The 23,874-nt window shown below is 68.2% G+C and carries 18 protein-coding genes; 15 read left to right on the top strand and 3 right to left on the bottom strand.

Annotated features, from left to right (window positions below; genetic code table 11):
- The first annotated feature begins 123 nt into the window (after positions 1–123).
- Positions 124–540 carry an SRPBCC domain-containing protein gene (locus tag QCD70_RS18230; protein ID WP_301218913.1) on the top strand — a complete coding sequence of 139 codons (417 nt, stop codon included), beginning with the start codon at positions 124–126 and terminating at the stop codon, positions 538–540.
- A 12-nt stretch (positions 541–552) separates the two neighbouring features.
- On the opposite strand, the gene QCD70_RS18225 is transcribed toward QCD70_RS18230, so the two are convergent.
- Entirely contained in the window at positions 553–852 is a 300-nt protein-coding gene (locus tag QCD70_RS18225) for a DUF4229 domain-containing protein (RefSeq protein ID WP_301218911.1), read from the bottom strand.
- 73 nt (positions 853–925) lie between these two features.
- On the opposite strand from QCD70_RS18225, the gene QCD70_RS18220 reads away from it, so the two are divergent.
- The 6 genes from QCD70_RS18220 to QCD70_RS18195 all read left to right on the top strand — a co-directional run bounded on the left by QCD70_RS18220 (position 926) and on the right by QCD70_RS18195 (position 6,453).
- Positions 926–1,321 carry a PLDc N-terminal domain-containing protein gene (locus tag QCD70_RS18220; RefSeq protein WP_301218910.1) on the top strand — a complete coding sequence of 132 codons (396 nt, stop codon included), beginning with the start codon at positions 926–928 and terminating at the stop codon, positions 1,319–1,321.
- Positions 1,321–3,045, top strand: coding sequence for a 2-succinyl-5-enolpyruvyl-6-hydroxy-3-cyclohexene-1-carboxylic-acid synthase (menD, locus tag QCD70_RS18215; protein WP_301218909.1), 1,725 nt, complete (start codon positions 1,321–1,323; stop codon positions 3,043–3,045). The genes QCD70_RS18220 and menD overlap by 1 nt, the downstream gene beginning before the upstream one ends.
- 221 nt (positions 3,046–3,266) lie before the next feature.
- On the top strand, positions 3,267–4,364 hold the full coding sequence (locus QCD70_RS18210; RefSeq protein ID WP_301218908.1) for an ImmA/IrrE family metallo-endopeptidase: 1,098 nt from the start codon (positions 3,267–3,269) through the stop codon (positions 4,362–4,364).
- Positions 4,364–4,843, top strand: coding sequence for a DUF4411 family protein (locus QCD70_RS18205; protein WP_301218906.1), 480 nt, complete (start codon positions 4,364–4,366; stop codon positions 4,841–4,843). The genes QCD70_RS18210 and QCD70_RS18205 overlap by 1 nt, the downstream gene beginning before the upstream one ends.
- Before the next feature lie 44 nt (positions 4,844–4,887).
- A complete protein-coding gene (locus QCD70_RS18200; protein WP_301218904.1) occupies positions 4,888–5,550 on the top strand; it encodes a dihydrofolate reductase family protein in 663 nt (220 codons plus the stop codon).
- A 42-nt stretch (positions 5,551–5,592) separates the two neighbouring features.
- Complete coding sequence (locus QCD70_RS18195; RefSeq protein WP_301218903.1) at positions 5,593–6,453, top strand: PPK2 family polyphosphate kinase; 861 nt, start codon at positions 5,593–5,595, stop codon at positions 6,451–6,453.
- A 3-nt stretch (positions 6,454–6,456) separates the two neighbouring features.
- Here the strand turns inward: QCD70_RS18195 and QCD70_RS18190 are convergent, their stop codons facing one another.
- Positions 6,457–7,236 (bottom strand): hypothetical protein, encoded by a 780-nt coding sequence (locus tag QCD70_RS18190; protein WP_301218902.1) that lies wholly within the window; start codon positions 7,234–7,236, stop codon positions 6,457–6,459.
- 10 nt (positions 7,237–7,246) lie between these two features.
- Positions 7,247–8,509: an isochorismate synthase gene (locus QCD70_RS18185; RefSeq protein WP_301218901.1), complete on the bottom strand. Its 1,263-nt coding sequence runs from the start codon at positions 8,507–8,509 to the stop codon at positions 7,247–7,249.
- Between the two features lie 42 nt (positions 8,510–8,551).
- Here QCD70_RS18185 and QCD70_RS18180 point away from each other — a divergent pair, with 42 nt between their 5' ends.
- The 8 genes from QCD70_RS18180 (at position 8,552) to QCD70_RS18145 (ending at position 23,843) form a co-directional block, all read left to right on the top strand.
- A complete protein-coding gene (locus tag QCD70_RS18180; RefSeq protein ID WP_301218899.1) occupies positions 8,552–9,271 on the top strand; it encodes a helix-turn-helix transcriptional regulator in 720 nt (239 codons plus the stop codon).
- An 88-nt stretch (positions 9,272–9,359) separates the two neighbouring features.
- The gene (locus QCD70_RS18175; protein ID WP_301218897.1) at positions 9,360–9,734 is read left to right on the top strand and encodes a VOC family protein; all 375 of its coding nucleotides are present in this window, start codon (positions 9,360–9,362) and stop codon (positions 9,732–9,734) included.
- Positions 9,735–9,803: 69 nt separating this feature from the next.
- Positions 9,804–10,517: a demethylmenaquinone methyltransferase gene (locus QCD70_RS18170; protein WP_055924606.1), complete on the top strand. Its 714-nt coding sequence runs from the start codon at positions 9,804–9,806 to the stop codon at positions 10,515–10,517.
- Positions 10,518–10,526: 9 nt separating this feature from the next.
- Positions 10,527–11,645, top strand: coding sequence for a polyprenyl synthetase family protein (locus tag QCD70_RS18165; RefSeq protein ID WP_301218896.1), 1,119 nt, complete (start codon positions 10,527–10,529; stop codon positions 11,643–11,645).
- Positions 11,646–11,661: 16 nt separating this feature from the next.
- Positions 11,662–13,014 carry an FAD-dependent oxidoreductase gene (locus QCD70_RS18160; RefSeq protein WP_301218895.1) on the top strand — a complete coding sequence of 451 codons (1,353 nt, stop codon included), beginning with the start codon at positions 11,662–11,664 and terminating at the stop codon, positions 13,012–13,014.
- A 77-nt stretch (positions 13,015–13,091) separates the two neighbouring features.
- A complete protein-coding gene (locus QCD70_RS18155) occupies positions 13,092–14,618 on the top strand; it encodes a L,D-transpeptidase family protein (protein WP_301218893.1) in 1,527 nt (508 codons plus the stop codon).
- Positions 14,619–14,888: 270 nt separating this feature from the next.
- On the top strand, positions 14,889–22,472 hold the full coding sequence (locus QCD70_RS18150; RefSeq protein ID WP_301218892.1) for a DUF5979 domain-containing protein: 7,584 nt from the start codon (positions 14,889–14,891) through the stop codon (positions 22,470–22,472).
- A gap of 9 nt (positions 22,473–22,481) precedes the next feature.
- Positions 22,482–23,843, top strand: coding sequence for an FAD-binding oxidoreductase (locus tag QCD70_RS18145; RefSeq protein ID WP_301218891.1), 1,362 nt, complete (start codon positions 22,482–22,484; stop codon positions 23,841–23,843).
- Positions 23,844–23,874: the final 31 nt, after the last annotated feature.

Genomic DNA, 23,874 nt, shown 5'->3' with positions numbered 1-23,874 from the left:
CGCATCTTCCACGACCTCACCACCGACCTCCGAACACCCCACATCACCACTTGACATCCATAGGACCATCCGGCGCAACCGTGGGCGGCGCAGGGGAGGCCCCGCAGCGCCTAGAGTCGAGGGATGGCTGACTTCAGGGGACCGAACACATCCGCCGGCTGGGATGTCGGCGTCAAGCAGACGGTTCCCGGCAGCCGCAAGGCCGTCTGGGCTTTTCTGATGGGCGAGGGTCTGCCGCTGTGGCTGGGCAGGACGTCGAAGCTTCCGCTCGTGAAGGGCGCGGCCTACGAGACCGACGACGACATCACGGGTCGCGTGCTCAGCGTGCAGCCGGGAGTCGACCTGCGGGTGAGCTGGCGGCCGGGTGAGTGGAACCACGATTCCACCCTGCAGCTGAGCCTCAAAGAGGCCGACGGGGCCACGTTCATCTCATTCCATCAGCAGAAGCTCACCAGTCGCGACGAGCGCAAGATGATGCTCGGCCGTTGGAAGGGCGCCGCGAGCGACCTCGAGAAGGCCCTCAAGCGCCAGACGAAGTAGGAGCGCGCGCGGCTACTTCGCGGTCGTGGAGCCGTCGACGGCCGCGTCTTCGCTGTCTTCGTCGTCGCCCGACGCCGTCGACTGCGAGCGCTTCGTGCTGGCCCTCGCCTCGTAGAGGCTCTTCGCCGCCTCCTCGCGCTGCCTGCGAAGGAAGATGAACGAGAGGCAGAACGCGATGATCGCCGCGAGGAGCGCCGAGATCCATGCGGGCACCCCGCCCGGGGTCAGAAGCAGCAGGAGAATCGCGAGCACGACGGCAAACAGCCCGATTCGGATGAGCGAGAAGAGCAGCCAGGTTCGACGAGGATTCACGGCATTCAGTGTAAGCGCTGCACAGCAGGCAACCCCCGGGCAAACGTACGGTTAGCGCGCCTATCATGGGTGCATGGCCCGCTTGCTGTTCGTCCTCGGTATCGTCGCCGTGACGTTCATGATCTACTCGATCGTCGACGCCGCCCTTCGTCCTGTCCGTCTTATCCGCGGTCTTCCCAAATGGGCCTGGCTGCTCGTCATCATCGTGATCCCGATCATCGGTGGGGTCCTCTGGTTCGTGATCGGTCGCGGGCGCGAGCAGAACGCAGCCGTCTACCGCACCGTCGGGCCCGACGACGACCCCGACTTCCTGGGCAAGCTGGGCTACACCACGCCGCGCGACCCCGAGGCGGAGGCTCGCACCGACGAGCAGATCCGTGACCTCGAGAAGCGACTGGCCGAGCAGGCGGGCGACAAGCCGTCCGACGACCCGAAGTCAGGCCGCGGCGGAAAGCCCGGCCCGGCATAGTGAGTCCGGCAACGGACTTCTCCGTCGCCCTCCTCACGCACCTGGTGGCACGAGGGCTTGGCCACGTCGTACTCACCCCCGGCTCGCGCTCGCAGGCTCTCGCCCTGGCAGCCGCTGAGCTCGATCGTCGCGGCATCCTGAATCTGACCGTGCGCCTCGACGAGCGATCCGCGGCCTTCACCGCGCTCGGAATCGCGCGCGAGACCGGCCTGCCCGTGGCCGTCGTGACCACCTCGGGCACCGCTGTGGGCAACCTTCTCCCCGCTGTGATGGAGGCGCACCACAGTGGTGTTCCCCTCATCGTGCTCTCCGCCGACCGCCCCGCCGAGCTGCGCGGCACCGGCGCGAACCAGACCACCTGGCAGCCCGGCATCTTCGGCGCGTTCGTGCGGCTCGAGGTCGATGTGGATGCTCCGTCGAGCCCGGCAGACGAGCCGGTCGACGAGGTGCTCGGTCTGAGCCCAGACGCCGCAGAGCTGGCGGCGCAGGCGGCGGATGCGTCGCTCGGTGTCGCGGGCACGGACGGCATGCCCGGCCCCGTGCACCTCAACCTCCAGTTCCGAGAGCCCCTGTCAGGAGACGTCCCCGAGATCGCCGTACCGCACCTCGACGTCCCGGCCCCGTCGCATCCACTGCCCGCCCACCTGCTCGAACCCGGACTGCGCACCGTCGTCGTCGCCGGCGACGGTGCGGGCGCCGATGCCGAGGAGCTGGCCCACGCGGGCGGCTGGCCGCTGATCGCCGAGGTCTCGAGCGGCGCCCGATTCGGGCCGAACCTCATCGTGGCGTACCGCGCCCTGCTCGGGGGCGAACTGGCCCGGCACGTCGAGCGCGTGATCGTTTTCGGCCATCCGACGCTCAGCCGCGAGGTGCCCGCGCTGCTCGCGCGAGCAGACGTGCAGATCGTCGTCGTGGCATCCGGGGGCGAGCGCATCACGCCGGGTCACGAGGGCCGGATGCTGGTCGACCGCGTCGAGGTCGGCCCCGAGGCCGTCGCCGCGAGCCGCGAACCGGATGCCCGTGCCTGGCTCGGGCGCTGGGTCGTCGCGAGCCGCGCCCAGCTCGAACTCGACGATCCCGAGCTGCCCGCGCCCGACGTCGAGGCTCCGCGCTCTGGCGACCTGAAGCGTCGGCGCGAGTACGCCAAGGCCGAGCTCGCGGCCGCGCGCGCGTCGATCTCGCGGCCGATCCTCGCGCTGTCGGTGTGGCGCGCCACGTGGCCGCACGACCGGCTGGTGCTCGGTGCATCCCGTCTCATCCGCGAGGCCGACAAGGTCGTTCCGGGCAAGAAGATCACGGTGCACGCCAACCGCGGCCTCGCCGGAATCGACGGCACGATCTCGACCGCGATCGGCGTGGCCCTGGCCAGCCAGTCCGATGCGAAGGGCGGCATCACGCGCGTTCTGCTCGGAGACCTCACCCTGCTGCACGACGTGGGCGGGCTGTTGATCGGCGACGGCGAGACCCGCCCTCGGGTTCAGCTCATCGTGGGCAACGACGGCGGCGGCACGATCTTCGATTCGCTCGAGGTCGCGTTCTCGGCGGATCCGGATGCCTTCGCCCGGGTCATGCGCACCCCGCAGTCGGTCTCGGTCGAGCAGCTCGCCGCCGCCTACGGCTGGAGCTACACGCGGGCCACGACGCGCGCCGAGCTCGACCGTGTGCTCACGAGCCCGGAGGGGCCGCTGAGCATCGTCGAGGTTCCGCTCGTCGACGTGGACTGATCTGACGTCTCTGTCGCCAATTGGCCGAGCTAACGATTGAGACGAATCTCGACGGATGTCGGCAGCCGAGTGTAGAAGTGACTAGGTCACGATCAACGAAATGTCGGGGCGTAGGGGGCAGTCTTAGGCAATACTGAGTTGAATTGTTGAGAGGTATAACCGTGGTGGTACGTATACCTGTTGAGCCCGCTCTACTGGAATGGGCTGTTGATCGAGCTCAAATGAGCCCGGCGGACATTCACCGACGGTTCCCCAAGTTTGATGAATGGAATCGCGGCTCCGAGCAGCCGACGCTGAAGCAGCTTGAAAAGTTCGCCAATGCGACTCACGCGCCTTTGGGTTTCCTCTTCCTCGCTGATCCACCGGTCGAGGTGTTACCGATCCCCGACTATCGAACGATTGGCAACCTGCCGGTCCGCCGACCCAGTCCAGACCTGCTGGACACGATCTACATCTGCCAAGAGCGCCAGGATTGGTATCGCCAGTTCGCAATCAACCGAGGCTATGAGCCCTTGCCCTTTGTGGGTACCGTGCACGTCGGAGACCCGGTCGAAGTCACAGCAGACGAGATTCGTCGTGCGCTTGGCTTCACCATGCCTCAGCGCGGGGGCTTCCAGAATGGCGACGACGCATTTCGACGACTAATCGACATCGTCGAGGGTGTCGGCATCCTCGTGATGATCAGCGGGATTGTGGGCGGGAATACTCACCGAGTGCTTAATCGAGATGAATTCAGGGGGTTTGCGCTCGCAGATAGTGTCGCACCGCTCATTTTTGTGAACGGAAGCGATACTAAAGCCGCGCAGATGTTCACATTGGTCCATGAACTCGTGCATATATGGGTTGGTGAGACAGCTCTGAGCGACGCAGCAATGGCGCTGGATAGCTCGAACGCCAATGAGGTCTGGGCGAATCAAGTGGCTGCAGAAATTCTGGTACCAATCGCCAGCATAAGAACTGACTTCAACGGAACTGTCGACGCTGCTGAGCTTCGCAGGTTGGCCAACCGATATCGGGTTAGCACGCTCGTTATCCTCAAGAGACTTTTCGATGCAGGTTTTCTGCAGTGGGCGGCGTATCAAGATCTCTACGCGGATGAACTTGACCGCCTCACTGCAATTCTTGCGCGGCAGCGGCAAGGGCCCGGGGGCGGCGATTTCTACAACACCCAGCCGTTGCGAGTTAGCCAGCATTTCGCCCGAGCCGTCATCGTTGATGCGCTAGAGGGCGGAACCCTGTTTCGCGATGCGTATGGATTGGTTGGTGCGGCCAAGCATGAAACTTTTATAAAACTCGGCGAACATCTGGGGGTGACCTGATGTACCTCCTCGATGCAAATATTTTTATTCAGTCGAAGAATCTGCATTACGGGTTTGATTTTGTACCCGCGTTCTGGGATTGGATTGATCAAGGGCATGCGTCTGGCGTTCTGTGCAGCATCGACAAGGTCGCAGCAGAGTTGAGGGCGGTCGACGATGACCTAACGACGTGGGCTTCGACGCGCAGGACGCTTTTTCGGGCAGTGGATGCTGCCACTGCGCCCAGCCTCGGTGTCCTGGCAGCCTGGGCGGCGTCGGGTTCATACAGAGCGTCGGCCATCAGTGCCTTCCTCGGAGGTGCTGACTATCAGATCGTCGCGTATGCACATGCTCACGGACACACGGTCGTAACGCACGAGAAGTCGGCGCCTCTGTCTCTCACGAATATCAAAATGCCCGATGCTTGCCTAGCCTTGGGAGTGCCGTGCATGGACCCATTCACGATGCTCCGAAACGAACGCGCCCGGTTCGTTCTCTGACCGCTGCTTTCGGCCCGACCTCGCGCGGTTGCTATATTGCCCCCGTGACGAAACTTCGAGTGCACAACCTGGCCGTCTCGATCGACGGCTTCGCGACCGGTGAGGGCCAATCGTTCGAGACGCCGTTCGGCCATGCCGGGCAGAGGCTCATGAGCTGGTTCTTCCCGACTCACGCTTTCACGAGCATGACCGGGCACGACGCTGAAGCGATGGGCCGCGGAACCCGGGGCGTCGACGACGCGTTCGCTGCGACGACCAATGCGGGCATCGGCGTGGAGGTCATGGGCCGCCGCAAGTTCGGCCCGCAGCAGGGACCGTGGGAGGACGAGTCCTGGCGCGGCTGGTGGGGCGAGGAGCCCCCGTTCCACTCGCCGGTGATCGTTCTGACTCACCACGCGCGTCCTGATCTGCAGGTGGGAGAGACCTCGTTCCTGTTCCGGGATGCGTCCCCGCGCGAGGCCCTCGACCTCGCGACCGAGCTGGCGGGCGGCCTCGACGTGCGCCTCGGCGGCGGGCCGACGGTGGTGCGCGAGTTCCTCGAGGCCGACCTCGTGGATCACCTGCACATCGTCGTCGTGCCGATCGTGCTTGGTCGCGGAGTCCGTCTCTGGGACGGCCTGGAGAGCCTCGAGGAACGCTTCGACGTCGAGGTGACCGCGTCGCCGTCGGGCGCCGTGCACTACGTCTTCACCCGCAGGGCGCTGTAGCGCCGTCTACAGTGGGTTCACGCTCGGCGAAAGGGAACAATGATGGCCAAGAACGACGACTCCTTCTTCTCGGGCAGTGCCCGCGAGCTGCTCGCCGCACGCGAGGGCTTCGTGCTCGCCGATCTCGACCCCGAGAGCACACCCGGGGTCTCGGCCTCGAAGAAGCAGGGTGAGAAGGCGCTCGCCGCCGGCGCCCCGACCCTCGACGACCTGCAGATCAGACTCCACGCCAACAGCCTCTCCGGCGACAACCGCAGCGTGCTGCTCGTGCTGCAGGCCATGGACTCCGCGGGCAAGGGCGGCATCGTCAGTCACGTGATCGGCACCGTCGACCCCGAGGGCGTTGCGCACACCTCGTTCAAGAAGCCGACGCCCGAGGAGCTCAGCCACGACTTCCTCTGGCGCATCCGCAACGCCCTGCCGAAGGCCGGCCAGATCGGCGTGTTCGACCGCTCGCACTACGAGGACGTGCTCATCGCGAGGGTGCGCAACCTCGCCGCCCCCGACGTGATCGAGCACCGCTACGAGCTCATCAACGAATTCGAGCGCCAGGTCACCGAGTCGGGAACGGCCATCGTGAAGGTGATGCTGCACATCAGTTCCGATGAGCAGAAGGCGCGACTCGCTGCACGCCTCGAACGCGAGGACAAGCTGTGGAAGTACAACCCCGGCGACGTCGACGAACGCCTGCTCTGGCCCGCCTACCAGGAGGCGTACCAGCTCGCCATCCAGAACACGTCGACCGACGTCGCTCCGTGGTTCGTGGTGCCGGCCAACCACAAGTGGTACGCCCGGGCCGCCGTGCAGCAGCTCCTGATCGAGACGATGGCGGCGTTCGGCCAGGGCTGGCCCCCTGCCGACTACGACATCGAGGTCGAGAAGGCGCGGCTCGCGGCCAGCTAGGCGTCAGGGCACATCGTCAGACCGGGTCTCGAGGTCGAAGCCGTCCCAGAAGACCGTGAGCGATGTCGTGCCCGTCGTCGTCATCTCCAGTCCGGACGCCGTGAAATCGTCGGGAGTCGCGCAGCTGAAACCACCGACTCCGCTCGTCTCCTCGAACGCCAGCACGCACAGGTTGCCTTTCAGATCCTGTGCCACCCAGACCTTCCACCCTTCGACCGAGGAGCCGACGGCGCGCGTGGACGACAGATCGAGGTCTGGGGCCATCACGATCGCCATGTCCGCGTCGGTCTGTTCGGCGTCGAACCAACGTTGGGCCGACGCGGCGCTGCCCGTGGTCACCACCCCCGCCGGAACGCGGGTCGGCAGGGGAGCGACCTCGCGGTGGCCGAGCTCCATGGTGTCGACGAACGGCTCGCCGTCGCGCGACGCGGGAGGGGAGAGCAGCATTGAGGCGCCCGCCGCGACGAGGCCCAGCGCGGCCAGCACGCCCGACACCCGAACGACGCGAGACCGGATGCGATGGGCCCGGCGCTCGCGGGCATCCTCGGCATCGAGGGCGGCCCGGTAGAGGGCCGCGCGCTCGGCGGCCTCGCGGAGGTCGAGTTCGTGCAGCTCGAGTGCCGCGGCGGCGGCCCGCGTCTCGTCGTCGGGCGTCGACGTGCGCCCGTAGGCGGCACGCGCGAGGGCGAAGCGCTCGGCCGACGTTCCCTGAGCTTGTCGAAGGGATACCTTCGCGCGCGGCCCTTCGACGGGCTCAGGGAACGAGCTGGGAGAGCGACGCACGGTTCATCTCCTAGCCGAAGGCCTCGACGATGGGACGGAACTTCATCTTCGTCTCGATGAGCTCTCGGTCGGGGTCGGACTCGGCGACGATGCCCGCGCCGGCGTAGGCGGTGATGTCGCCGTTCTCGGCGATCTGGGCGCAGCGCAGCGCGACGGCCCACTCGCCGTCGCCATCCGCGCCCACCCACCCGACGGGGCCGGCGTAGCGACCCCGGTCGAACGGCTCGAGCTCGTCGATGACGGCCAGGGCGGTCGCCGTCGGCGCGCCGGCCACGGCGGCCGTCGGATGCAGGGCGGCGATCAGATCGAGCGACGTCGACCCGTCGGAGAGGATGCCCTCGACATCGGTTGCGAGGTGCCAGAGATTGGGCAGCTTCAGGGTGAAGGGGATCTCGGAGGTGATGAGCGTGCGTGTGTGCGGTTGCAGCGACTGCACCACGCTGGCAACGGCGAAGCGGTGCTCGTCGAGGTCTTTCGCGCTCGTGGCCAGCGCGATGGCCGCTTCGTGGTCGGCCTCCGCGTCGCGGCCGCGCGAGACCGTGCCGGCGAGCACTCGTGCGCTGACCGTTCCGTGGTCGACGCGCACCAGGGTCTCCGGGCTCGATCCGATGAGGCCGTCGACGGCGTAGGTCCAGCAGTCGGGGTAGCCCAGGGCGAGGTCGGTGAGGGTGCGGCGCAGATCGCTCTCCGCGGGCAGATGGCCGACCAGGTCACGAGCGAGCACGACCTTGTTCAGCTCGCCCGCCGAGATGCGTACCACGGCGGCCTCGACCGATGCCCGGTAGTCGTCGGGCTTCACCTGGCCGGGCAGCAGCGACAGCCGGTACTCGGCCCCGAGGGGGCGCGCCACCGGGGCGGGCAGGGGCGGCGCGATCGGATCGCCGGACTCGGAGAGCGCGGTGATGCGGGTGATCCAGTAGACGCCCGCGCGCTTGCCGATGACGATCTCGGGAACGATGAGCGTGGAGATGAGGGCCGAGGTGGCGGAGAAGGCGAATGCGCCGAACGCGACGAGTCCTGTGCCCGGCGACTGCAGAGGATCGGTCACCTGCGCGAGCCGGGCGACCTCTCGCCACGTCTGGCAGGCATCCACGAATCGGCTCTCGCCCGAGAACTCGAGCCGCAGCGCCACGCCCGCGCCGGCCATGCCCTCGCCCTTGCGCATCCAGAGCAGCGGATGCCGCGAGTCGAGCAGCGGCACCAGAAGTCGGATGTCGTCGACGCGGGTGGTCTCGACGACCAGACGGGGGAGGGTTCGTGACGTTTCGCTCACCTGTTCAGCCTAGTTCGGCCAGGGGCTGGCTAGGGTCGAGTTGTGAACCGCACCGATCGCCTCTACGCGCTCGTCGAGGAGCTTCGCGCGGTCGCGCCGCGGCCACGCAGCGCCCGGTGGCTCGCCGACCGGTTCGAGGTCAGTTCGCGAACCATCGAGAGAGACCTGTCGGCCCTGCAGCAGAGCGGCGTGCCGATCTGGGCGGAGCCCGGGCGCACCGGTGGCTACTGCCTCGACGCGTCGCACACCCTGTCGCCCCTCGGCTTCACCGTCGACGAGGCGCTCGCGGTCGCGATCTCCCTCGAGATGCTGGCGACCAGCCCGTTCCGGGCGGCGGCGAGCTCGGCGCTGCGGAAGGTGGTCGCGGTCATGGACGACCGGCACCTCGCCGAGACAGTGGAGCTGTCCGCTCGCGTGCACCTCCTGACCGACGGGCCTGTCGCCGAGTCGTCGGCGGAACATGCGCCGGAGCTTGCGCGGGCTCTTCGCACGGGGCAGGTGCTCCGCATCTCGTATGCCGACAAGAACGGGGCGCGCTCGACGCGGGAGATCGAACCCATGGGACGGGTGGGCCGGGGCCAGCACTGGTATCTCGTCGCCTGGTGCCGTGATCGCGAGGCGATTCGCGCATTCCGTGGAGACCGGATCGCCAGCGCGGAGCCCACCGGGGAGACTCCTGCCCGCCGCACTCTCGACGCCTCGGACCTCGACATCTCGTTCGGAGAGCTGCGCAAGGTCACGACGACCGGGACCGCATACTGAAAAGCGCCTGTAAACACCGACAGGACGGTGTCGCCGACGAGCCTCAGCATGGAGACGTCGAGCCGACCGGCCCGACGGAAAGGCCATCGTGAATCTCACATCCATCCGCCTCATCACCGACGACGTCGACCGTCTCGTCGAGTTCTACGAGACCGTCACGGGCGTGGTCGCCGCTCGGCCGGCGCCCGTGTTCGCCGAGTTCCGAACCGAGACGGGCACGTTCGCCATCGCGAGCAGCGCGACCGTCGCGATGCTCGGCGACGCGGCCCCGAAGCCCGGACCCGACGGCTCGATCGTCGTCGAGTTCATGGTCGCCGACGTCGATGCGGAGTTCGACCGGATTCGCCCTGCGATCGACGACGTCGTGCTGGCGCCGACGACGATGCCGTGGGGCAATCGCTCTGCGCTGTTCCGCGATCCGGACGGCACCCTCGTGAACCTGTTCTCGCGGCCGCTGTCCTGAACTCGAGGTGCGCTCTGCACAGCTGGTCAATCCCAGCCGCCATGCGGGCAGCGCAACTACACTGGACGAGTGAATAAGGCAGACCTTACTAAAAAGCCCCAGGCGGTCTCCGCGATGTTCGACCAGGTCTCCACGCACTACGACCGCACGAACGCGGTCCTCTCGGTGGGCAACGACCAGCTGTGGCGCGCGGCCACGGTTCGTGCCGTCGACCCCCGGCCAGGCGATCGCATCCTCGATCTCGCCGCGGGAACGGGAACGTCGAGCGCCGCCCTGGCGGCCAAGGGCGCACACGTGGTCGCAGCCGACTTCTCGCCCGGCATGATCGAGGTCGGCAAGCGGCAGCAGGCGGGCAACCGCAACGTCGAGTTCGTGCAGGCCGACGGCATGGACCTGCCGTTCGCCGACGACGAGTTCGACGCCGTCACCATCTCGTTCGGGCTGCGCAACATCGTCGATCCGCACGTGGCCTTGAAGGAGCTCTATCGGGTGACCAAGCCGGGCGGACGCATCGTCATCTGCGAGTTCTCCAAGCCGCCGGCCAAGCTCGTGCGATCGGGCTACTTCACCTACCTCAACAGGGTCATGCCCACCCTCGTGAAGCTCGCGTCGTCGAACGCCGAGGCCTACGACTACCTGGGCGACTCGATCAAGGCCTGGCCCGACCAGAAGACGCTCGCCGAATGGATGCGTGAGGCCGGGTTCTCGAGGGTCGCGTACAAGAACCTCAGCCTCGGCATCGTCGCCCTGCACCGGGGCATCAAGCCCCGTACGGGTCAGTAGGCTGAACCTGTGACCCCGAAAACACCCGCTGCAGGCACGCGCGCGCCCGCAGGCAAGGCCCGGCGCACCCAGAGTCTCTCGTCGTCGCTCAACCTGCACGACCGACTCTTCTCCACCAGTCGCGACCGCGAGGTGGCCCGTGCGGTCGACGACGGCATCGAGCGCCTCGAGGCCCGGCTGTTCGCCGAGGTCAAATTCAGCGACGAGCTCGCCGACGTGGCGGCCCGCTACCTGCTCGAGGCCGGCGGCAAGCGCGTGCGGCCCATTCTGGCCATGCTCACGGCCCAGCTCGGCGACGGCGTGACCGACCAGGTCATCATGGCCGGCGCATCCATCGAGCTCACCCACCTCGCGTCGCTCTACCACGACGACGTCATGGATTCCGCTCCGGTCAGGCGGGGCGTTCCGACCGCACAGAACGTGTGGGGCAACTCCATCGCCATCCTCGTGGGCGACCTGCTGTTCGCGCGGGCGTCGAAACTGCTGTCCATCCTGGGCGAGCGCGCGATCCAGCTCCAGGCCGACACGTTCGAGCGCCTGTGCCTCGGCCAGCTGCACGAGACGATCGGGCCCAAAGACAACGAGAACCCGATCGAGCACTACCTCCAGGTGCTCAGCGACAAGACCGGCTCCCTCATCTCGGCCTCTGCGCAGATGGGCGTCATCTTCTCGAACGCCCCCGCCGAGTACGAGCAGCCCGTGATCGAGTTCGGCGAGAAGATCGGCGTCGCGTTCCAGCTCATCGACGACGTGCTCGACATGTCGCCGCCCGTCGAAGACGGCAAGGCGCAGCCCACCGGCAAGAAGGCCGGAACCGACGTGCGCGCGGGCGTGGTCACCCTTCCCGTTCTCTATCTGCGCAAGCGCGCGAAGCGCAACCCCGAGGCCGCGGCGCTGCTCAAGCGCATCGACGCCGTCGCCACGGCGAAGCCGGGCGACACGGTCGACGAGGCCGCCGTCGATGCCGTCATCGCCGAGCTGCGCGCGCATCCGGTCACCAAAGCCACCATCGACGAAGCGCACCGCTGGGCCCGCGGCGCTGTCGAGGCCCTCGCTCCTCTTCCCGACGGAACCGTCAAGAAGACCCTCAGCCGATTCGCCGACACCGTGGTGGATCGAACAAATTAAGGAAACACCTCCCTCCATGACCACGTTGCGACTGGCCATCGTCGGAGCCGGCCCCGCCGGCATCTACGCTGCCGACCTTCTGATCAAGGCCGAGCGTCACTTCGACGTCTCGATCGACCTCTTCGAGCACCTGCCTGCTCCGTACGGGCTTGTGCGCTACGGCGTCGCTCCCGACCACCCGCGTATCAAGGGCATCATCACCGCGCTGCGCGAAGTCCTCGACCGCGGAGACATCCGCTTCTTCGGCAACGTGCGCTACGGCGTCGACGTGACGCTCGACGATCTCAAGAAGCACTACAACGCGGTGATCTTCGCCACCGGCGCCATCACCGACGCGCCGCTCGCCATCCCCGGCATCGAGCTCGAGGGTTCCTACGGTGCGGCCGACTTCGTGAGCTGGTTCGACGGCCACCCCGACGTGCCGCGCACCTGGCCGCTCGAGGCCGAGTCGGTGGCCGTGATCGGCAACGGCAACGTCGCTCTCGACGTGTCGCGCATCCTCGCCAAGCACGCCGACGACCTGCTGCCCACCGAGATCCCCGACAACGTCTACGAGATCCTCAACTCGTCGCCCGTCACCGACGTGCACGTCTTCGGCCGCCGCGGCCCCGCTCAGGTCAAGTTCACCCCCCTCGAGCTGCGCGAACTGGGCGAGATGCGCGACGTCGACATGATCGTCTACGACGAGGACTTCGAGCTCGACGAGGCGTCGAAGGCCGCCATCGCCAGCAACAAGCAGGTCTTCGTGATCAACAAGGTGCTCAACCAGTGGCGAGAGCGCCCGGTGGGCGAGGCGTCGCGCAGGCTGCACCTGCACTTCTACGCCAAGCCGCTCGAGATCACGGCGGATGCCGACGGCCGGGTCGCGTCGATCCGGTACGAACGCACGCGGCCCGACGGCGCCGGCAGCGTCGAGGGCACCGGCGAGATCCGCGAGATCGAGATCCAGGCCATCTACCGGGCGGTCGGCTACTTCGGATCGCCGCTCCCCGACATCCCGTTCGACGAGCGCCACGGCGTGATCCCCAACCACGAGGGCCAGGCACTGGCCGACGACAACTCGGTGCTTCCGGGTGTCTACGCCACCGGCTGGATCAAGCGCGGCCCGGTGGGCCTCATCGGCCACACCAAGTCCGACGCCATGGAGACCGTCCAGCACGTCGTGAACGACCAGGCCAGCTGGTGGACGCCGTCGCACCCCGACGAGCAGAGCATCATCGACCTGCTCACCTCGCGCGGCGTGGAGTTCACGACCATCGACGGCTGGCACCAGCTCGACCAGCACGAGCTCGCACTCGGCGAGGCCGAGGGCCGGCTGCGCAAGAAGGTCGTTCCTCGTGACGAGATGATCAGGGTTTCCAACGCCTGACCCAGATCGTTATCGGCCGTACCGATTTCGTGACATAGCATGTGTGGAGCGAGTTCTCTGCGACGGGAGGTGGTGGCATGACTGAGCTGGCTGCTCGACCGAGCGTGCCCGATGTCTCCGCCGACCCCTCCGCAGGCGGCGCAGATGCCCTGCCATCGACGAAGCGGTGGGTCCTCCCTGCGCCGGCGAAGAAGAAGCGTCACCTCGGTCGATGGATCGGCATTCCGGTTGCCGCGCTCGCTGTCTCGCTGGCCGTGGTCGCCTCGCTCGTCTTGATCGCACCGGGTACGACCGTGGCCGGCGTCGACGTCGGGGGAATGACCGAGGGCTCGGCGGCCGACGCCGTGAGCCAGAGACTCGCCGACACCACCGTCATCATCACGGGTGCCGACGGCACTGCGACCATCCGCGGCGGTCAGCTCGGCGCCAGCCTTGCGAGCGCGGCGGCGGATGGCGCCGAAGCCGAACTCAGCGGCGGCGACCTGGGCGCGTCGGTAGACGCGCAGGCGCTCGCAGAGCAGGCGCACGCGCAGAACCCCCTATGGAAGGTGACGGCGTGGAACGCGAAGGCGCCCGTCACGCCGACCGTCGCCCTCGACGAGAAGACGGCGACCGCGGCTCTGCGCTCCGTTGCTCCCGCTCTGTTCGTCGAGCCGGTGAATGCGACCATGGCGTTCGACTCCGGGTCGGGTTCCTACACGGTCACGCCCGCCGTCGACGGCGCCGGTGTCGACCTCGAGTCGATCCGCGATGCGCTGCAGGGCGCCCTCGTCTCGGGTGAGTCCAGCGTCGAGGTCGACGCGACGCCCACCGTGGTCCCCGCATCCGCCTCGACCGAAGCGGTCACCGCCACGGCCACCCAGCTGAACACGATCCTCGACGGTGCCGGCTTCTACGTCGGCGACGAGCGCACCGTGCCTGTCGATCGCGCCGTCGTGGCATCCTGGATCACCCTCTCCACGAACGATGACGGCACCTACAGTTACACCGCAGACAAGGCGGCGATCCAGAAGGTCGTCGACACGCTGCCGGCCGCGGTCAACCGCGACCCGGTCAACGGCGCCGTGATCACCGACACCGGGGGCGAGACGCTCGATACGATCGCAGCGGGCGTCGACGGCCGTGCGCTGGGCGATACCAGCGGAGTCGCCGCCGCCTTCGCGAGCCAGTTGACCGGAGGCGACCCCGCGTTCGTCCTCCCCGTGACCGTCACGCCCGCCCAGGTCACGAAGACGTCGCGCAACATCGTCGTCAACCTCAGCGAACAGCGCGAATACCTCTTCGAGAACGGCCAGGTCGTCGACAGCTTCCTGATCTCATCGGGTGTGTCCGGGCACGATTCGCACACGGGAAGCTTCCGCATCACGGCGAAGCTGACCTCGCAGAACATGGGCAATCCAGACCTCACGCAGGCGCCCAACTACTACACGAAGAACGTGCCCGACGTCATGTACTACAACGGCGACGAGGCTCTGCACGGTGCCTACTGGCACAACAACTTCGGCAACGTCATGAGCCACGGCTGCATCAACATGCCGCTCGACAAGGCCGCGAAGGTCTTCGACTGGGCCCCGATGGGTACCGAAGTCACCGTCACCTACTGACGCGCCGAGCGACCGCGAGGTCGGGGTGGCTGCGCTGTCGAGGTGGCTGTGCTGCCGAGGTGTCTGTGCTGTCGAGGTGGCTGCGCTGCCGAGGTGAATGTGAGGGTGAAAACCACTCTTCGCACCCCCCTCGAAATGAGAATTTCCCACTTCCCGTGAAAACATAACTGAGCTTCAGTTATTTACGTCGTAGAGTGATCTATCCCGACGATGGTGCTGAAAGCATCACCTGGCGTCTATGCGCCGATCCAACTTCGTGGGGAAATCACCATGGCATCGCTCCGTCTTCAGCCCGGCACCAGGCTGGCCGCCATCGCCGCGACTCTCGTCGCCATTCTCATCGGCTCGGTCGTGGTCGCGACTCCCGCCGTCGCCGCCCCGCAGGGCCTGTTGACGATCGCCAAGATCGTCAACGGCGAGCAGGCCGTCGAGCTGGCGCCAGGCGACGAGTTCGACTACACGATCACCGTCGGATGCGACGACAACGACTGCCTCGACGCGACGCTGGTCGACGCCATGCCCGCCCAGTTCGACGGGTTCGGGCTGCGCAGCACCACGGTGCAGCCGAGCTCGCAGGCGAGCTCCATCTCGTGGAACGGCTGCTCGACGGTCGTGACCGCCGCGTGCGAGCTCGACGTCGCGTTCGAGCAGGATCTGGGAGACGGAGCCGTCGGCATCAAGGCGGGCCTGACCTACCAGGTCGTCATCGGGCTCACGGTTCCCGAGAACCTCCAGCCGACCTGGCCGTCGAACGGAGTCGCCGTGACGAACACGGCAGAGGCCTCCTCTACCTCCGCCGACACGGTGAGCGATGGAGCCGACGTGACGGTGGTCATCCCCTCGGTCGTCGATGTCGCCGTCACGAAGACGTGGCAGCCTGGAAGCCAGCTCTTCACCCCGGGCTCGGAGTCGACGATCGTCCTGTCGGTTCAGAACACCTCGAACGTCGCCGCCGGCTCGATCGAACTCCTCGAGCCGAGCTCCGCCTCCGCGTCGTCGGCCGTGCTCGCCGCCGACAACCCGTACTCTCTGGTCGACTTCACCGGCTTCGGCGCGGTCACCCTGCCCGAGGGCGCGGACTCCGTGCGGGTCGACGCCTACGTCTTCGACACGGCATCGGGGAACTACGAGTGGGTTCCGGGATCGCCTCGCGCGCCCGGCGACATCGCCCTGCCCGACACCGTCGCGGCGGCCGACGTCGCCGGCCTGCGGATCGCCTTCCTCTCGGGCGACGGCGACGAGATCGTTCCCTCGGGCACCGCGGGCAGCGTCGCCCTCGCCGTGGCGCAGCGGGCCACCGACCGGCGCGACGATGCGCCGCTGTTCACCGGAGCATCCATCACCAACCAGGCCTCCGCCACGATCACGGTCGACGGAGCGGAGCCGGTCACCAGGCAGGCCTCCGCGCCGTTCGTCATCGATCCGCTCTCGGTCGCGGTGTCGGCAGGCAAGTCGATCACGCCGTCCCGCATCCCGGGAGGCACCAGCGCTGACGCCTCGATCTCCGCGAAGAACGAATCGTCCGGACCGGTGACGACGCTCACCCTCACCGACGACGACTTCTTCACCGAGGAGCTGACCTTCGACGGCTTCTCGTCGCCGATCTCGTACCCGACCGGGGCGACGGGCGCGACGATCACCTGGCTGTTCAGCGGCGGTTCGGGCAGTCCGACGCAGGTGGCCGAGGGCGCGACGCCGTCTGCGCCGACGCCGCCCGCCGGGCAGTTCATCACCGGTTTCGAACTCTCCTTCACGGGCAGCATCGCGTCGGGCGCCGTGGCGAGCGCCGCATTCGGCATCGCCGCGTCGGCCACGATCGTGACCGACGACGCGAGCCCCCTTCGCGTGACCAACACGGTCGACGTCGAGGCGCAGAACGCGCGCGGCTCCGCCACAGCCTCCGCATCGGCTCCGCTCGACATCTTCTACCCGCACATCGACGTCCAGCTCGAGAAGACGATCTCGCCGGCCGGCTCCGTCGCGGCCGGTGCCACCGTGGTGGTGCAGCTGCCGACCTCGACGACCGTCGACTCGGCCTACGTCGATCCGAACAAGGTCGTCGTCACCGACCTGTGGCGTGGCACCGTGAGCGACGATTTCTGGAACGCCTTCGATCCGATCGCCGTCGCGCCGACGCAGGTGCTCGCCGGGTCGACGTTGACCATCGACTACTCCATCGACGGAGGCGCGACCTGGACGCAGTTCCATGTCGTGGATGCGACCGCCAAGACCACGGTGTACTCCGGCAACCTGCCTGCCGGTCTCACCTCGACGATCACGGGCCTGCGGTACACCTTCGAGAATCCTGCCGGTTTCTCGCAGGGAACCGAGGTGACGCCCAACACGGTGTTCCAGGCCCGCGGGCAACTGCGCGACGGCAGCGGACCGACATCCGTCGCCGACGCCGGTGCAAGCACCTACACGAACGTCGGCACCGCTGTCGCCGAGGGTCAGGTCGAGGGCGTTCCCGTCGTTCGCAGCGAGACCGTCGATGCCACGGCCCCGGCGGCCATCCGATCGAACTCGGGTCCCGGCTCGTTGATGGCGTCCAAGGCGTGGCTCACCCCCGACTTCTCGGCCGATCTCTCGCTGCTGAGCTCCCAGTCGGGTGACCGCGCGGGCACCGTGCTCGGCTGGGGTGTGACCTCCACCGGGTACGACTCCGTGACGATCTCCGACCCGTCGAGCGATCCGGGCACCGTCGCCCAGACCGTCTTCCAGGCCTTCGACCTGCTGCAGATCGCCCCCGTGACCTTCGCCCAGGATCCGCTCCTCCGCTGGGACACCGTCTCGCAGGTCGAGCTCTACAGCGATGGCGACTGGCAGGTCGTGACGGCCCCGTCGGGCGGGTGGATGACGGCAGCGGGCTTCGCGGGCCACACCCTGACGCCGGCACAGGTGGCGTCGACGACCGGTGTGAGACTCACCGTCGTTCCCAACGATGCGGCCAGGGCCGCGAGCTCGAACCCCCTCGCGCCGCCGGTCGGCACGGGCGTCGCCAGCAGCGCGAACGATGCGACCCGCTCCATCGGGCTCGTCTGGCAGCTGCGCAACACGGTGCGCGACACGACCTCGAACCCGAACCGGTGGGTCACCGCCACGCACGGGTACAACGACGCGAACCCCAGCACCGTCATCAACACGGTCGACGTCTCGGGAATCCTGAACGGCGAGCCCGTCGGCCCGCGCAGTGCCCAGGACAACATCGCCCTCATCGACCAGCCGCCGGCCGTCACGGTCTCGAAGAAGTCGAGTCGGTCGAGCATCGTGGTTCCCCAGCCGGGCGACGTGCCCGCGACGGGCTACCCGCGCAACGACTTCACCATCACCGCGACGAACCAGTCGAGCTCGCGTGCCTCGTACATCAGGGTCTCCGACCCGATGACCTGCTCCGTCGAATCGATCGGAGACTGCGTCTCGCCCGCAGACGGGTGGGATGCGAACCCCTACGCGTCGGCGAGCTACGACCCGGCCACCAACCCGTTCGAACGCTTCGACCTGACGGGCGTCGCCTTCTCGGCTCCCGACGCCGGTATCGATCCGGTGGCCTCGACGGTCACCCTGTGGAAGCGCACCGACGCCGGTGTCCTCTCGTCGTCGACGGCCACCCTCCTGGCGACGCTCGCGATGCCGTCCTCCGCCCTCGTCGACGTCGTGGGGATCAGCGTGCTCTACCAGGGCGCAGACCCGGAGACGGACGGAGGATCGATCACGGTGGGCGACCCCATCGCGTTGACGCTGAAGACCCAGCTGCGCGTGTCGCTGCGGAGCGATGCGTCCGCCTTCGTCACACCGGTGACGGTCGACAACGACACCTTCACGCAGGGCTATGACCCCGTGCTGTATCCGACGGGCATGCAGAGCACGCCCAACGCCACCGCGCAGGCCGCCGTCGTGCTGCAGCAGGGGGCGCTCGACGTCACCGCCGCCAAGACCTTCTCGCCGAAGACCCTGATCGAGAAGGACCGCGCCAACCCGGTCACCGCGACGCTCCGCGCCACACAGGGCTCGGCCTCCGTCGCCTCCAATGAGGTGAGCATCGAAGACACCGACCAGGACTTCTGGAACGTCTTCCGGCTGACCGGTCTGTCGGCGAGCGACGTCACGCTTCCGGCCGGAGCCGACCGGGTGCGTGTCGATGTGCAGCTGAACGGTACGTCGGACTGGGTTCCGGGCGCGGCGGCAGCGACCGCCGCCCTCCCGGCCGTCGATCCGGCCTCGGTCACGGGCATCCGGTTCGTGTTCAGTCGCGCCGACGGCGCCCTGTTGTCGCGCACCGCGCCGCCGGCCAACTTCACGGCGACCGCCATCCTGCGTCTCGCGCTGCTGGATGCGGCCAGGGCGGACGGCTCGGCCGTCGTGTTCCCGAGCACCGTCTCGAACGACGTGACGACACGGTCGCACCGGACCGACGACCCGGTGATCTATGCGGATGCGACGGCCGTCGCGACCGACAGCATCCAGCTCGGCACCGGCTCGTACACGCTCGACGTGGCGAAGAGCCCGCAGAACGGTGCCCACTCCCTGACCCCGGGCGACCCCAACCAGTGGAGCCTCGTGTTCACGAACACCGGCTCCGGCTTCCTGACCGTGCCGAGCGTCGTGGACGTGCTCGACGACCACCTGAGCTGGGACGGCGAGACCCCGACGTTCACCACGTCGACGGGCGGACTCCTCTCCACCGACGTGCAGACCTCGTTCGACGCCGCCACCGGCACGATCTCGTTCGCGTGGCCCGAAGGCGGACAGCGCATGGCGCCGGGGGAGAAGTTCACGATCTCGCTCGGGATCGTTCTCGAGGCGGGTCTCGTCGGCGGACAGCGAGCGACGAACCGGTTCACCGTCGAGACAGCACAGACATTGACGGCCTGCACCAACACGTCGGGCAACGGGCAGGGCACGCTGTCGGGCCTCGCCGCGAACGAGTGCGGCACGAGCAACTACGTGCAGCCCGTTCTGGGCGCGTCGCTGCTGACCACGAAGGCGGTCAAGGGCGATGTCGTCGACCGCACGGTCTCCGGCGCCCGCAACATCACGACGCCCGGCGGCCCGTGCATCTCGGATGCCGACGGATACTACCGATCGCCGTGCGCCGCCAACACGATGGTGGGTGGCACCGACGAGTGGAAGCTGCGCGCCGTGAACAGCGGAACCGTGGCCTACACGAAGCTCACGTTCGTCGAGCCCCTCCCCGTGGCGGGAGACCGACTGCTCGCAACCGGCGGCAGCCGCGGGTCGACCTACCGGCCCGTGTTCGACGGCACGTTCCCGTTGGCCGTCGACGCTCCGGCCGGCACCACCATCACCTGGCAGTTCACCGCGGCGTCCGACGTCTGCGTCGGTACCGGAGCGACGGCCTGGCCGAGCGACCCGGGCTGCGCTAACCATCCCTCGGCATCCGCCTGGACCGACGGCGCCACCTTCGCCGGCGACTGGTCGACCGTCACGGGAATCCGCGTCGTGCTCGACTTCGCGTCGACGGCGGGTGCGGTCCTGGCGCCGGGCGGATCGGCCCAGGTCCTCTACCGCACGGTCAATGCTCCTGCCACCGAGGCCGAGCCGGATCGCGCGCCGGTGACCGTTCCGGTCGGCGACCCGATCGCCTGGAACCAGTTCGGCGCCCTGGCCTCGCTCAGCACGGGCGGAACCCTGTCGCGTGCGCCGATCAAGGCGGGCGTCGTGCTCGATTCCGGTTCGCTGCAGGTGACGAAGTCCGTCACCGGCGAGGGCGCGGCATTCGCGCCCGACACCTTCGAGGCCACGGTCTCGTGCACGGTGGCCGGTGCCCCGGTGCAGTTCGCCGGCGGTGGGGTCGTCACGCTCGACGCCGCCAACGGATACACGACCCGGGTCGACGGCATCCCCCTCGGCGCCGAATGCGGCATCACCGAGAACGGAGACGAGGGCGCGTACGGCGAGACCACGCGCACCGTCACGCCGTCGACGGTGACGATCGACGTCGCCTCGGATGCAGACGGTGAGGTGCCCGCCGAACAGCGCGTCGCCATCACCAACGACTACGCGGTCGGATCGCTCGTGGTCTCCAAGGCGGTCACGACGCAGGCCACGGTCGGCTCGTTCGGGCCGTTCGACTACACGGCTGTCTGCGCGGCCTACGACGGCGCTCCCGTGGCGCTCGCCGACGGTGACGCCGCCTTCTCGCTGGCCGCCGGAGAGTCGCACGCCATCGCCGGGCTTCCGGTGCGTGCCGACTGCACGATCACCGAGACCGACACCGATGGGGCCGACGCCTCGCCCAACTCGGTCACATCCAGCACCGACGGTGCACCGGCTGTCGCTGGCGCGTCGGTCGACGTCACCGTGGGAACCGACACGACCACCCTCGACTACACCAACGACTACGCCGCGGGCACGCTCTCGGTCACGAAGACGCTGGCCGGAGAGGGGCAGGAGGAGTACGGCGACGGACCGTTCACGATCGCGGTGCTCTGCACCTATGACGGCCAGCAGCTCTTCGACGGCTCGATCGAGCTGACCGGAGGCGAGACGAGGACTCTCGACGACATCTTCCCCGCCGGCACGGAGTGTGCCGTCTCGGAGACCGTCGCAGGGGGCGCCAACGAGACGACGATCGACTCGCCGACCGTCATCGTTCCCGGTCCGGCCGATGGGGCGACCCTCGGAGCGGTGACCGTCGACGTGACGAACACCTTCAACCTCGGCACCGTCGATGTCACCAAGGTGCGCGACGGAGCGGGGGCCGAAACCTACGGTGCCGGGCCCTTCACGGTGCAGGTCACCTGCACCTGGCAGAAGGACGGCGAGACCCTCACGATCCCGCTGCCCGACGGAGGCGTGCTGCAGCTCTCCGAGGAGAACGACTACCGTGCCACGGTGTCGGGCCTCATCGAGGGCGCTCTCTGCGACACCGTCGAGACCATCGACGGCGGAGCATCCTCCTCCGCCGTGACTCCGGCCGGCGGGGTGACGGTGCCGAACGGCGAGGCCGCCGAGGTGACCGTCACCAACACCTTCGATACGGGCGACCTCGTCGTGGTCAAGAACCGCGTCGGCGACGGAGTGGAGGCCTTCGGCACCGGTCCGTTCACGGTGCAGGTCACCTGCACCTGGGTGAAAGACGGAGTGATCACGGGCATCGATCTCGGTGACGACGCGAAGATCGAGCTCTCGGAGGCGAATGACTACACGGCCACGGTCACCGGCATCATCGCCGGCGCCGACTGCGAGGTCGTCGAGACCGACCGCGGCCTCGCCACGGCATCGGAGACCGACCCGGCCGACGGCCGCATCCGGATTCTGGCCGACGGCGACGACGCAGGACCGGCGACGGTCACGGTGACGAACACGTTCGACGTCGGGCAGCTGTCGGTGCACAAGACGGTCGACAAGGCAGCCGCCGTGGTGGGTGACACCGTGCAGTACACCATCGTTGTCCAGAACGTGGGCCAGATCGACGCGCAGGATGTGCTCGTCTCCGATCGACTGCCCGAGGGGCTGTCGTCGGTGGTCGCCGATCCCGCAGCGGATGCCTCGACTCCCGGCTTCCTGACCTGGACGGTCGCATCGTTGCCGGTGGGCGACTCCGCGACGTTCCATGTGAGCGCGATCGTGGATCGTGCGGGAACGATCGTGAACCGCGCCTCGGTCGAGACACCGGACGGGCCGTGGGTCGACCCGGAGGTCATCGGCTCGTGCGTCGACGATCACGACGAGTCCTGCGCGGACACCGTCGTGACCGTGCCCGCGCTGGCCGGCGACTCCCTCGCCTCCACGGGTCTCGGCAGCGTCGAGCGTGTGCTGCTGTTCGCCGTCCTCACCCTGTTGATCGGACTGGGACTCGTGACTCTGGTGCGGAGGGCGCGACGAGCCTAGTCTCGTCGCATGGACGCATCCGTCGCAGAATCCGCAGCAGAACTCGCGCGGTCGTGCCTCGGTCCCGTCTTCGTCTCCGGCGAAGACGGGATCGAGCGTGAGCTCGAGGGCTCGAATCTGATCATCCACCACCGCCCCGACGTGGTGGTCGGTGCCGCATCCGAGGCCGATGTGGCCCTCGCCGTGCGGTTCGCCCGAGATCATGGGCTGCCGATCACTGTGCACGCCACCGGCCACGGCGCCCATGCCTCGGTCGCCGGCGGTCTCATCATCACCACGAAGCGGCTGGATGCGCTGGAGGTCGACGCCGGCGCACGCACGGCGCGCGTGGGCGCCGGGGTGCGCTGGGGAGCGGTCGTCGAGGCCGCGGCGCCGTTCGGCCTCGCGCCGGTCTCCGGCGCATCCCCGAACGTCGGCGTCGTCGGACTGCTGGTGGGCGGCGGCCAGGGGCCCATCGGCCGCACCTTCGGCTACGGTTCCGACTGGCTGAGGAGCGCTCGGGTGGTGACGGCCGACGGCGACATCGTGACCGCGAGTGCGACCAGCGAGCCCGAGCTCTTCTGGGCGCTTCGCGGCGGAAAGTTCGGCCTCGGCATCGTGACCGAGGTCGTGATCGCGATGCCGCACGTGCCGTCTCTCTACGCCGGCTCCCTCTTCTTCGCCGACGACGCGATCGAGCCGGCGTTCCGCGCCTGGCTCAGCTGGCTCGAGACCGTTCCCGATGCGGTCTCCAGCTCTGCGGCGTTCGTCTCGTTCCCCGACATCGACGCGGTGCCCGGCATCTTCCGTGCGCGCTTCGTGCTCGCCATCCGGTTCGCCTTCGTCGGGCCGGCCGAGCAGGGTGAACGCTGGGCCGCCCCGCTGCGCGCGTCGGCGCCCGTGCTGGTGGATGCGATCGGTCCCCTTCCGCTCGACCGTGTCGCGAGCATCCACAACGACCCGACCGACCCGGCGCCGGGCTGGACCCGTGGCGCGTTCCTCGGTGCGGTCGACGCGCACTTCGCCGACGCTCTGCTCTCGGCCGTCGCCGGCGAACGCAGGCCTCCCTTCGTGGCGGTCGAGCTGCGTCACCTCGGCGGACGGCTCGCGCGAGACGTGCCCGAGGGCTCGGCGGTCGGAGGGCGCGGGGCGGAGTTCGCGCTCGTGCTCGTGGGCGTGCCCGATCCCTCGCTCTTCGAGCGCGTGCTGCCCGAGGCGGCCGACGCGCTGATCGGCTCGCTGGCCGCGTGGGTGCATGCCGAGATCAACGTCAACTACGCGGGGGAGCTCACGGCGCAGAGCGTCGAACGGTGCTGGCCCGCCGCCGTGCTCGAACGACTCGAGGCGGTGCGGCAGCAGTACGATCCGACGTCCACGTTCCGCCTGCCCTGATCGGGCAACGCGCCACCGTGTCCGTCCGAGC

Origin of the sequence: Agreia sp. PsM10, assembly GCF_030433855.1 — a bacterium.
In the GTDB taxonomy this organism is placed as follows: domain Bacteria; phylum Actinomycetota; class Actinomycetes; order Actinomycetales; family Microbacteriaceae; genus Agreia.
The sequence above is the reverse complement of the archived record's forward strand: the minus strand, read 5'-3'. Positions and strand labels throughout refer to the sequence as shown.

What these genes read in the sequence shown, in the direction of transcription:
- QCD70_RS18205 (WP_301218906.1), top strand. Translation starts at nt 4,364, where the DNA reads ATGTACCTCCTCGATGCAAATATTTTTATTCAGTCGAAGAATCTGCAT.
- QCD70_RS18210 (WP_301218908.1), top strand. Translation starts at nt 3,267, where the DNA reads ATGAGCCCGGCGGACATTCACCGACGGTTCCCCAAGTTTGATGAATGG.
- QCD70_RS18155 (WP_301218893.1), top strand. Translation starts at nt 13,092, where the DNA reads ATGACTGAGCTGGCTGCTCGACCGAGCGTGCCCGATGTCTCCGCCGAC.
- QCD70_RS18195 (WP_301218903.1), top strand. Translation starts at nt 5,593, where the DNA reads ATGGCCAAGAACGACGACTCCTTCTTCTCGGGCAGTGCCCGCGAGCTG.
- QCD70_RS18150 (WP_301218892.1), top strand. Translation starts at nt 14,889, where the DNA reads ATGGCATCGCTCCGTCTTCAGCCCGGCACCAGGCTGGCCGCCATCGCC.
- QCD70_RS18160 (WP_301218895.1), top strand. Translation starts at nt 11,662, where the DNA reads ATGACCACGTTGCGACTGGCCATCGTCGGAGCCGGCCCCGCCGGCATC.
- QCD70_RS18230 (WP_301218913.1), top strand. Translation starts at nt 124, where the DNA reads ATGGCTGACTTCAGGGGACCGAACACATCCGCCGGCTGGGATGTCGGC.
- QCD70_RS18220 (WP_301218910.1), top strand. Translation starts at nt 926, where the DNA reads ATGGCCCGCTTGCTGTTCGTCCTCGGTATCGTCGCCGTGACGTTCATG.
- QCD70_RS18145 (WP_301218891.1), top strand. Translation starts at nt 22,482, where the DNA reads ATGGACGCATCCGTCGCAGAATCCGCAGCAGAACTCGCGCGGTCGTGC.